Origin of the sequence: Paucibacter sp. XJ19-41 (assembly GCF_028462495.1) — a bacterium.
Taxonomy (GTDB): domain Bacteria; phylum Pseudomonadota; class Gammaproteobacteria; order Burkholderiales; family Burkholderiaceae_C; genus Roseateles_E.
In genome coordinates this window covers 1-9,690 of record NZ_JAQOWX010000152.1, presented here as the reverse complement: position 1 = coordinate 9,690, position 9,690 = coordinate 1, and the positions used below count along the sequence as shown (strand labels likewise).

The following is a 9,690-nucleotide window of genomic DNA, read 5'->3' as shown; positions in this document are numbered from 1 at the left end:
CAGCGCCCGGCGCCCCCGCCCATCATGCCCTGTTGCTTACTTGACGCTCTGCACCGCGTCCAGGATCACCGCGGCCACCTGGGCCGGCTGCGACTGCTGTGGCACATGGCTGGCCTTGACGGTGCTCAGCTTGGCCTTGATGGCCTGGGCCGTGGCGCGCTGCAGCTCCGGCGCGATCATGCGGTCGGCCTCGGCCAGCAGATACCACGAGGGCTTGTGCTTCCAGGCGGCCACCGAGACCTTGTCGCCGAAGGCGGTACCCAGGATCGGGCCCTGCGTGGCCGCCATCACCGCGGTGGTGGCGGCCGGCAGGTCCTGCGCGAAGTGCTGGCTCATGCCTTCGGGCGTCAGGTACAGCCAGCCGGCGGGATCGGGCGCGAAATGGGCCAGGCCCGAGGGGGTCGGGTAGTTCTTGCCGAGCTCGCCGACGGCCTGGCCGACATCGGGCGCAAAGGCCGCGATATAGACCAGCGCGGCCACCTTCGAGTTGACGCCGGCCTCGGTGATGACCGCGCCGCCCCAGGAATGACCGACCAGCACCACCTTGCCGGGCTGCGCGTCGATCGCGCGCTTGGCTGCGGCCGCATCGTCGGCCAGCGAGCTGAGCGGGTTCTGCACGGCGGTCACGCGCACGCCTTGGGCCTGCAGCAGCGGGATCACCTTGGCCCAGTCGGAGCCGTCGGCAAAGGCACCGTGCACGATGACGACGCTGGGTTTCGCGGCATCAATCGGCGTGGCGGCAGCGGCGGAGCCGGCCATGATGGACGCGGCGAGGCCGAGGGTGGCGAGCTTGAGGAAAGAGTTCATGATGAAGGACGAGACGGGTGGGTTGCTGGAGGCCTCACTGTCTCCCGGCGGCGCCTGCCGCGCCATTGGACGAATGTCCAGTCGGCCGCGCGATGCCGCTGAGCCCGGCAGCAATTGCCGCTGGCGTGGTGGCTGCTCGCGGCCAAAGCCAGTCGTTCAAATCAGTCCGCAATGGGAAGGCGGGCTGAAGACCATATCGGCCGTCCGGCAAGAGCATCGACGGAAATCTCGGAAGCGAGTAGGCTGTGGCTTCCATGGCAAGCAGATAAGGAGGTGATATGCAAACAACTTCTAGGTCCGGGGCAGCCTCCAGCCCTTGAAAGAGGGTCGGAACGGATTCCTACTTCATGTAGCCCGGCGTCTGTAGCCGGACCCGCGGGCGCTCCCCTGTGAAGGGCAGCGCCCGCGTCATTTGCGGGGGCACCGACTCGACATGAAAGGCGGCAGCCAGCGAGCACCCAATGATCCCAATCGGCCGAATGACCAGCGGTCAGCCTCCCTCGTGCCTCGACCTGCTGACGCTGTCGGCGACCAAGAGTCGCTCAGTACCGGCTCCGTTCCGGCATCTCATCTTGGTTATGCTCGCGGTGCCGTAGCCAGCAGGCAGGCACCAGAAAACTGGTCACATCGCGGAATATGCAGCTACGCAGACGGTCAGGCTATCGAAGCTGAAGATCAACCGGGAATTTCTGATGACGCATCAAGGCGCATGCCACTGCGGCGCGGTCCGCCTCACACTCCCCTCGACGCCCGAGGTCGCCACGGATTGCAACTGCTCGCTGTGCCGCAGGATTGGCGGGCCCTGGGTGTACTTCGAGTTCGGAACTGTGATGATCGAAGGTCATCCCGACTCGACCGAAGCCTACGTCCAGGGCGACAAGACCCTGCGCACGATCCGATGCAGGCATTGCGGCTGCGTCACGCACTGGGAGCCGATCGTGACGGAGGCTGGCGCGAGGCATGGCGTCCATCTTGGAAACTTCGACCCAAAGTTGATCGCATCCGTGCAGGTTCGCAAATTCGACGGTGCGGACACTTGGAAGTTCTTGGACGAATGAACAAGCATTTGGCCCCGTGGCGCAGAGTTGGACGATAGTTTGCAAGCCTCATGTACGCCGTATTGAAGGGCAGTAACGGGTCGCATCCGGCGCGGCGGGTGGGCCAGCACGGAGCGCGCGCGTCAGCGCATCGGCATCAGCAGGCGCCCCATCCGGCAGCGCGATGGCAAAGGCATCGGCGAGATGCGGCGAGGGGAGTTGGGCATGGCAGGCGGGGGCAGGTCTTGCGTGGTGGGCCATCCTAGCGGGTGCCGCTGCGGTTAGGCTAAGCGCGTGTCTACGATCCCGTCATGGTGCCCACCTTGCAGACCAGCAACGACAGCAGCGACGACTTCCCCTTCTACAACGGCCAGCCCATCGCGCTGAGCCCGCTCGCCTGGGGCATGCTGATGCTGGCCGTGGTGGCCGGCTTCGCGGCCCTGTCCCTGCCGCTGCCGGCCGGTCCGGCCCGCCTGATCCCGGCCCTGCTGTTCCCACTGATCCCGCTGCTGGCCCTGCGCGCGCTGGCCGGGCCGCACTGGCGCGCCCTGTTCCGGCGGCTCGGTCCGCGCGAGCTGGCGCTGGCCCTGGGCATCGCGCTGCTGAACATCGCGGTGACCGTGGCGATAGGCTGGGTCGTCTCCCGCTGGATAGGCACCCACGCCAACCCAGCGGTCGAGGCGCTGGGCCGGGAGTCGGGCGGCGCGCGTGCGCTGTTCTTCCTGCAGTCGATCCCGCAGCTGCTCGGCGAGGAGCTGCTGACCCTGCTGCCGCTGCTGGCCTTGCTGAGCTGGTTCAGCGGCCACCTGGGCCTGCCGCGCCGGCGTGCGTTGCTGCTGGCCTGGCTGCTGTCGGCCCTGCCCTTCGCGCTGGCCCATCTGCCGACCTACCAGTGGAACCTGGCGCAATGCCTGCTGGTGATAGGCTCGGCCCGGCTGGTGCTGAGCCTGGCCTACCTGCTCAGCAAGAACATCCTGGTGTCGACCCTGGCCCATGTGCTGAACGACTGGATGCTGTTTGGCGGTGCCATCGTGCTGAGCGGTCTGGCCGTCCGGGGCTGAGCGCCGCTTGTGCGCAGCGCGCATAAGCTCCTGCATTCCCCTCATGGGCAGGGCCTGGCTGTTGGGCAGACAATATCCCTCCTGATCAACAAGCCCGGCCCGCCTCACAAGGGCGGCGCGCTCGCCCCATGACACCACGCCTGACCGCCCTCGCCCTGGCACTCGCCCTGAGCAGCCCCACCGTCCTGCAGGCCGCCGCGCCCGCCGGCGTCAGCTGGCAGGCGGCCGCCGCCGATGCCGATATCGAGCGCGCCTTCGCGCAGGCCAAGGCCGAGAAGAAGCCGGTGCTGCTGTACTGGGGCGCCAAATGGTGCCCGCCCTGCAACCAGCTGAAGGCCACGCTGTTCAACCGCCAGGACTTCATCGAGCAGTCGCGCGCCTTCGTCGCCGTCAATATCGATGGCGACCTGCCCGGCGCGCAGAAGCTCGGCAGCCGCTTCAAGGTGCGTGGCTATCCGACCATGATTCTGTTCAGCCCCGAGGGCAGCGAGATCACCCGCCTGCCCGGCGAGGCCGATGCACCCCAGGTCATGAAGGTGCTGCAGCTGGGCCTGGCCGGCGGCCGTCCGGTCAAGGCGGTGCTGGCCGATGCGAAGGCCGGCAAGAAGCTGGCCGCCAACGAGTGGAGGCTGTTGGGCTTCTATTCCTGGGAAACCGACGAGCAGCAGCTGGTGCCGGCCGCTGAGCGGCCCGGGCTGCTGACCCAGCTGGCCGTGGCCAGCCAGGGCGTCGATGCCGAGACCACCACCCGGCTGTGGCTGAAAGCGCTGGCCGCCAGCAACGACGGCCAGGGCGTCAAGGCCGATGCCGCGCTGCGCGAGCGGGTGCGCGCGGTGCTGGCCGACGCCAGGCAGAGCCGCAGCCAGGCCGATGTGCTGACCAACGAGGCCGCCGACATCGTCCGGGCCCTGCACAACGAGCCCGGCGCCGAGCGCCAGGCCCTGGTGGCGGAGTTCGAGACCGCGCTCAAGCGCCTGGAGGCCGATGTCACGCTGTCGCGCGCCGACCGCCTGGGCGCGCTGCTGGCCCGGGTCGGCCTGGCCCGCATCGACCAGCCCAAGACCGAGCTGCACCCCAAGATCGCGCCGGCCCTGCAGCAGGAGGTCAAGACCCATGCGGCCCGCGCCGACCGCGAGATCAGCGACGGCTACGAGCGCCAGGCCGTGATCACCTCGGCCGCCTATCTGCTGGGCCAGGCGGGGCTGTGGAAGGACAGCGACGAGCTGCTGAAGGCCAGCCTGGCCAAGAGCCATTCGCCCTACTACCTGATGAGCCAGCTGGGCGGCAATGCCAAGAAGCAGGGCCGCAACGACGAGGCGCTGCGCTGGTACGAGGAGGCCTTCAACAAGAGCGAAGGCCCGGCCACCCGGCTGCAATGGGGCTCCAGCTACTTCAGCGCGCTGGTCGAGCTGGCGCCGCTGGACGCGGCCAAGATCGAGAAGACCGCTGCCCAGCTCTTCGCCGAGGCCGCCAAGGACAAGGGCGCCTTCTACGAACGCAGCGCCCGCTCGCTGCAGCGCGTCGGCACCCCGCGGGCCCGCGGGGGCGCCGAGGGCCAGCACCAGGCGGTGCTGAACCGGCTCAAGACCCAGCTGAACGGCATCTGCGCCAAGGTCGACAGCGCCGACCAGCAGCGCGCCACCTGCGAAGGCCTGATCAAGGCGCCGGTCAAGAAAACCTGAGCGCCTGCAGCTTGGCGGCCAGGCCCCGGTAGCGGGCCTCGTCGCTGGCCGCCAGATACTCGTCCAGCGGCCGCCAGGCCGCGCCATGCACCTCGGCCAATTGCGGGGCCAGGTCTTGCGTCAGCGGCGCGATCACCAGATAGGCGTAGTCGTGATGCCAGTGATCGCCCTCGCCCTTCTTTGGATTGGCGGCGATCGGATGGCTGTCGATGTCCAGCGGCAAGGCCTGACCCCAGGCCGGGTGAGCGGCGAGATCCGTCACCCCGGTTTCCTCGGCCACCTCGCGCAGCGCCGACCCCCACAAATCCTGCCCCGGCTCGTAATGCCCGCCCGGCTGCAGCCAGCGGCCGATCACGCGGTGGTGTATCAGCAGGATGTGGCGCAGCGACGCATCCAGCACCAGGGCGCTGGTCGTCACATGGCCGCGCATATTGGCACGGCTCAGCGGGTCGCCGGCGTCCTCGTCGAGCTGCGCGCGCAGCGCCGCCAGGCGCGCCGCCTCGGCCGGAAAGCGCTGCAGATAGAGCGCCAGTTGCTGGCGCGCCTGCATCAAGGCATTCGCCGGGCCGTTCCCAAGAATGCCTTGGCCCCCCAGGGGGGCGATCGGCGCCAGCGCCGATCGGGGGCTCCAGAATTTCACTTGATCAGGCCTTCGGCCTTCATCGCTTCCTGCACGGCCGGGCGGGCCGCGACGCGCTCGCGCCAAGCCAGCAGATGGGTGTAGGCGCCGAGCTCGACATGGACCATCTTGGCCCAGTTGCTGACGGTGAACAGATAGGCGTCGGCCACCGTGAACTGATCGCCCATCAGGAATGGCTTGCCGGCCAGCTGGGCGTCAATCCAGCCCAGGCGCTCGGCCAGCTTGGTACGCGCCAGCGCCTTGGCCTCCTCGGGCATGGCCGGGTTGAACAGCGGCGAGAAACCCTTGTGCAGCTCGGTGCTGATGAAGTTCAGCAGCTCCTGCAGGCGGTAGCGCGCCCAGCTGCCATTGGCCGGCGCCAGCTGCTTGTCGGGCACCTGGTCGGCGATGTACTGCACGATGGCCGGGCCTTCGCTGAGGCGCTCGCCGTTGTCCAGCTCCAGCAGCGGCACATAGCCCTTGGCATTGATGGTGTAGAAATCGGTGCCGTCCTGCAGCTTGTGGGTCTTGGTGCTGGCCAGCACCAGCTCGAAGGGCAGACCCGCCTCGCGCAGCACGATGTGCGGGGACAGCGAGCAGGCGCCGGTGCTGTAGTAGAGCTTCATGGGAGTGCCTCCGTCGGGTGTGAGATTGTGTGGGGCCGCAACGATACGATGCTTTCGATTTCTCTGCCCGGCCATGCCCACCGCCCTCGCCGCCCCACTTGCCGATCTGGTGCTGATCCTGCACCTGGCGGTGGTGCTGTTCGTGGTCTTCGGTCTGGTGGCCATCGTCGCCGGCAATGTGGGCAGGCGGCGCTGGCCTGGTGTCAACCGCCGGGGCTTCCGCCTCGCCCACCTGGCGGCGATCGGCATCGTCGCGGCCCAGGCCTGGCTGGGGCAGACCTGCCCGCTGACCCTGCTGGAGAACTGGCTGCGCCGCCAGGCCGGCCAGCCCGCCTACGGCGGTCAGGGCTTCATCGCCGACTGGCTGCACCGCCTGCTGTTCTACAGTGCGCCGGACTGGGTGTTTGCCCTGCTCTACAGCGGCTTCGGCTTGCTGGTGCTGGCCGCCTGGTGCTATTTTCCGCCCCGCCCCCGCAACTCAGGAGACCGGACGCCATGAGCGACAGCCCCTCTTCCAGTTCTGCCTCTGCCGGCAAGACCCAGCTGCACTTTTCCATCATCATCCAGGCGCCGCGCGACAAGGTCTGGCACACGCTGCTGGAGCAAGACACCTACCGCCAGTGGACCGCCGCCTTCGCGCCCAACTCCTGCTACGAGGGCTCCTGGGATGAGGGGGCCGAGATCCGTTTCCTGGCGCCCGGCGCCGGCGGCATGCTGGCGCGCATCGCCGAGCGCCGCGAGCCCGAGTTCATCTCGATCCAGCACCTGGGCATGATCGACGCGAACGGCGTGGTGGACCGCGACAGCCCCATGGTGCGCGCCTGGACCCCGGCCTTCGAAAACTACACGCTGATCGCGCTGGACGCCGGCCGTACCGAACTGCGCATCGATCAAGACATCGCCGCCGACTACGAGGCGATGATGCAGGAGAGGTGGCCCAAGGCCCTGGCGGCGCTGAAGGCGCTGTGCGAATGAGCCGGCTGCCGCTGCTCGCGCTTCTCCTGATCGGCACGCCCGCGATGGCCCTCGACCTCAACGCCCTCTGGACCTACTCCGACCCCGCGCTCAGCGAGCAGCGTTTCCGCGCCGCGCTGGTCCAGGCCAGTGGCGACGAGGCGCTGATCCTGCAGACCCAGATCGCCCGCACACATGGCCTGCGGCGCGATTTCGAGGCGGCGCGCACCGTGCTGGCCGCCATCGAGCCGCAGCTCGCGAGCGCCGGCCCCGAGCCGCGCGTGCGCCATGCGCTGGAGCTGGGCCGCAGCTACAGCTCGGCCACCCATACGCCGGCCACCCAGACCGCAGAGACGCGCGCTCTCGCCCGCGCCGCCTATCAGCGCGCGCTGGAGCAGGCGCGCGCCGCGCGGCTGGACGGCCTGGCGGTGGACGTGCTGCACATGCTCGCCTTTGTCGACCAGGCACCGGCCGATCAGCTGCGCTGGGGCCGCGAGGCGCTGGCCCTGGCTCAGGCCTCCGAGCAGCCGGACGCGCGGCGCTGGCGCGCCACGCTGCACAACAATATCGGCATCGCGCTGCGCGAGCTGGGCCGGCCCGAGGAGGCGCTGGCCGAGTTCCGCACCGCGCTGGCGCTGCGCGAGCAGGCCGGCGAGACGGCGCGGGCCCGCGTCGCGCAATGGATGGTCGCCAACCAGCTGCGTCTGCTGGGCCGCGCCGACGAGGCCCTGGCCCTGCAGCTGGCGCTGGCGCAGGCCAACGCCGCAGCCGGCGCGCCCGACCCCTATGTGTTCGAGGAGCTGGAGGCGCTGTACCGGGCGCGCGGCGATGCGGACCGGGCCGATCACTACGCGCAACGGCTGCGCGCCGCCGGCAAGCCCTGACGGTGCCCCTCAGGGGCGCGTCTGGCCGTCGTGACGCGCGCGCTTGATGCTGCGGCTGTTGCGGTCCTGGCGCTGCTCCAGCCGCAGCGCCTCCTTGCCGGTGACGCGGCCATCGGCCTCGACTCGCTGCTCCAGCCGGGCGGTCCTGGCCTGCTGGTGCTCCAGGCGCAGTTGCTCGCGACGGGTCAGCTGGCCGGACTCGATGCCGGCCGCGATGCGGCCGGTCTGGCGCTCCTGGCGCTGATCGACGCGTTGCTCCTGGTTGTCGGCCCAGCCGGCATGGGCGCTGCCGACCGCCAGGCTCAGCGCGGCCATGGAGATGAAGATGCTGCGAACCACAGTCATGGTGCTTCCTTTCGGGGTTGAGAAGAAAAAGCTGGTCTACGGCGCTTGAACCCGCGCCAGCCGGCCGGCTTACGGCCTGGCGGCAAATCCCTGCACACCGCTCGGATTTGCCGTAAGAGACTGCGGCCGGCCGGGTTCAACAACGATGCAAGCCCCTGCCCTCGCCGCCCATCGCTTCGGTTATGCCGAGACCAGCCTGCGCGCCATGCAGGCCGACCCGCGTGCCTGGGTCCAGGCCCAGTTCGCTGTCGATCGGCAAGACCCGACCCCTTTCGACGCCAGCGGCCTGCCCGGCAGCGCGAACGCGCTGGCGCTGAGCGCCGAGCTGCTGCAGGCGCTGCGCCAGCCGGACGGGGCCGAGGCGGTCCGTGAGGCCAGGCAGCGCCTGCGCGCGCTGAACGCCGCCGGCCTGCAGCGCCGCTGGCAGCACATCATCACAACCGAGTCGCCGGTGGCCGAGCGCTGGGTGCAGTTCTGGGCCAATCACTGCTGCGTCGCGGCCACCAAGCTGGCGGTGGCCGGCCTGGTGTGGCCGCATGAGAACGAGGCGATACGCCCGCAGGCGCTGGGCCGCTTCGAGGATCTGCTGCGCGCCTCGACCCTGCATCCGGCGATGCTGCTGTACCTGGACAATGCGCAGTCGATAGGCCCGCAGTCGCGCGCCGGCCGGCGCCGCGAGCGTGGCCTGAACGAGAACCTGGCGCGCGAGCTGCTGGAGCTGCACACGCTGGGAGTGGGTGGCGGCTACACCCAGACCGACGTTACCGAGACCGCCCGCCTGTTGACCGGCTGGACCGTGCGCCTGCGTGGCGACGGCCGCGCCGGCTTCGAGCCGGCCCTGCACGAACCGGGGCCGAAGACGGTTCTGGGCAGGCGCTATCCGGAAGGCCCGCAGGCCCTGGACCTGCTGCTGGCCGATCTGGCCCGCCACCCGGCCACGGCCCGCCATCTGGCGCTGAAGCTGGCCCGGCATTTCGTCACCGACGATCCGCCGGCCGCCCTGGTCGACGCGGTGGCCGCCCGCTTCCTGGCCAGCGACGGCGATCTGCGTGCCACCGCGCAGGCCCTGTTCTCCCATGAGCAGAGCTGGCGCGCCGAGCATCGCCCCAAGTTCAAGCGGCCCGAGGAGCTGCTGCTCTCGGCCCACCGCATGCTGAAGCTGCCGATTGGCCCGCAACAGCTGGCTGCCGCCAGCCAGGCCTTGCTGGCGATGGGCCAGGCACCGGGTCGTGCGCCCTCGCCGCAGGGCTGGCCCGACCGCAGCGAGGACTGGCTCTCGCCGGACGCGCTGCTCAAGCGGGTGCAATGGGCCGAGCGCTTCGCCCAGGACCATGCCGATGCGGCCGATGCCCGGCTGCTGGCCCCGCTGAGCCTGGGCCCCGATCTGGGCGCGGCCACGCGGCAGCAGATCGATCGCGCAGCCAGCCCGGCCCAGGCGCTGGCGCTGTGGCTGGCCAGTCCCGACTTCCAACGGAGGTGAGCAGATGATGACGCGCATCGACACACAACGCCGGCTTCTGCTTCAAGGCCTGGGGCTGGCCACCCTGCTGCCGACCCGCCTGGCCCTGGCCGCCAGCAACGGTACGTCACCCGAGGCGCCGCGCCTCGTCGTCGTGATGCTGCGTGGCGCGCTGGACGGGCTGGCGGCGGTGCCGGCCCCCGGCGACCCGGCCTG

Annotated in this window: 12 protein-coding genes; 8 read left to right on the top strand and 4 right to left on the bottom strand. The window is 69.8% G+C overall.

Annotation, left to right across the window (positions count from 1 at the left end; all coding sequences use genetic code 11):
• Nucleotides 1-36: 36 nt before the first annotated feature.
• Nucleotides 37-807: an alpha/beta hydrolase gene (locus tag PO768_RS25680; RefSeq protein ID WP_272648312.1), complete on the bottom strand. Its 771-nt coding sequence runs from the start codon at nt 805-807 to the stop codon at nt 37-39.
• Between the two features lie 692 nt (nt 808-1,499).
• On the opposite strand from PO768_RS25680, the gene PO768_RS25675 reads away from it, so the two are divergent.
• From PO768_RS25675 to PO768_RS25665, 3 genes are all read left to right on the top strand, one after another.
• Nucleotides 1,500-1,865, top strand: coding sequence for a GFA family protein (locus PO768_RS25675; protein WP_272648311.1), 366 nt, complete (start codon nt 1,500-1,502; stop codon nt 1,863-1,865).
• Between the two features lie 290 nt (nt 1,866-2,155).
• Nucleotides 2,156-2,905 carry a CPBP family glutamic-type intramembrane protease gene (locus tag PO768_RS25670; protein WP_272648310.1) on the top strand — a complete coding sequence of 250 codons (750 nt, stop codon included), beginning with the start codon at nt 2,156-2,158 and terminating at the stop codon, nt 2,903-2,905.
• 128 nt (nt 2,906-3,033) lie between these two features.
• Nucleotides 3,034-4,587 (top strand): thioredoxin family protein, encoded by a 1,554-nt coding sequence (locus PO768_RS25665; RefSeq protein WP_272648309.1) that lies wholly within the window; start codon nt 3,034-3,036, stop codon nt 4,585-4,587.
• Here PO768_RS25665 and PO768_RS25660 read toward each other — a convergent pair.
• Together PO768_RS25660 and gstA are read right to left on the bottom strand one after the other, a co-directional pair.
• The gene (locus tag PO768_RS25660; protein WP_272648308.1) at nt 4,574-5,227 is read right to left on the bottom strand and encodes an NUDIX hydrolase; all 654 of its coding nucleotides are present in this window, start codon (nt 5,225-5,227) and stop codon (nt 4,574-4,576) included. The two genes, PO768_RS25665 and PO768_RS25660, sit on opposite strands and share 14 nt — an antisense overlap.
• Nucleotides 5,224-5,832 carry a glutathione transferase GstA gene (gstA, locus tag PO768_RS25655; protein WP_272648307.1) on the bottom strand — a complete coding sequence of 203 codons (609 nt, stop codon included), beginning with the start codon at nt 5,830-5,832 and terminating at the stop codon, nt 5,224-5,226. Before gstA ends, PO768_RS25660 begins: the two co-directional genes overlap by 4 nt.
• 73 nt (nt 5,833-5,905) lie before the next feature.
• Here gstA and PO768_RS25650 point away from each other — a divergent pair, with 73 nt between their 5' ends.
• The 3 genes from PO768_RS25650 to PO768_RS25640 are packed head-to-tail and all read left to right on the top strand — an operon-like array spanning nt 5,906 to nt 7,670.
• Entirely contained in the window at nt 5,906-6,331 is a 426-nt protein-coding gene (locus tag PO768_RS25650) for a DUF2784 domain-containing protein (protein WP_272648306.1), read from the top strand.
• The gene (locus PO768_RS25645) at nt 6,328-6,807 is read left to right on the top strand and encodes an SRPBCC family protein (RefSeq protein ID WP_272648305.1); all 480 of its coding nucleotides are present in this window, start codon (nt 6,328-6,330) and stop codon (nt 6,805-6,807) included. The genes PO768_RS25650 and PO768_RS25645 overlap by 4 nt, the downstream gene beginning before the upstream one ends.
• Nucleotides 6,804-7,670: a tetratricopeptide repeat protein gene (locus tag PO768_RS25640; protein ID WP_272648304.1), complete on the top strand. Its 867-nt coding sequence runs from the start codon at nt 6,804-6,806 to the stop codon at nt 7,668-7,670. Before PO768_RS25645 ends, PO768_RS25640 begins: the two co-directional genes overlap by 4 nt.
• Before the next feature lie 9 nt (nt 7,671-7,679).
• On the opposite strand, the gene PO768_RS25635 is transcribed toward PO768_RS25640, so the two are convergent.
• Complete coding sequence (locus tag PO768_RS25635) at nt 7,680-8,015, bottom strand: hypothetical protein (protein ID WP_272648303.1); 336 nt, start codon at nt 8,013-8,015, stop codon at nt 7,680-7,682.
• A gap of 145 nt (nt 8,016-8,160) precedes the next feature.
• Between PO768_RS25635 and PO768_RS25630 the strand changes: the two genes are divergently transcribed.
• Nucleotides 8,161-9,495, top strand: coding sequence for a DUF1800 domain-containing protein (locus tag PO768_RS25630; protein ID WP_272648302.1), 1,335 nt, complete (start codon nt 8,161-8,163; stop codon nt 9,493-9,495).
• A gap of 7 nt (nt 9,496-9,502) precedes the next feature.
• Nucleotides 9,503-9,690: hypothetical protein (locus PO768_RS25625; protein WP_272648301.1), on the top strand; the 188-nt coding region annotated here is incomplete at its 3' end.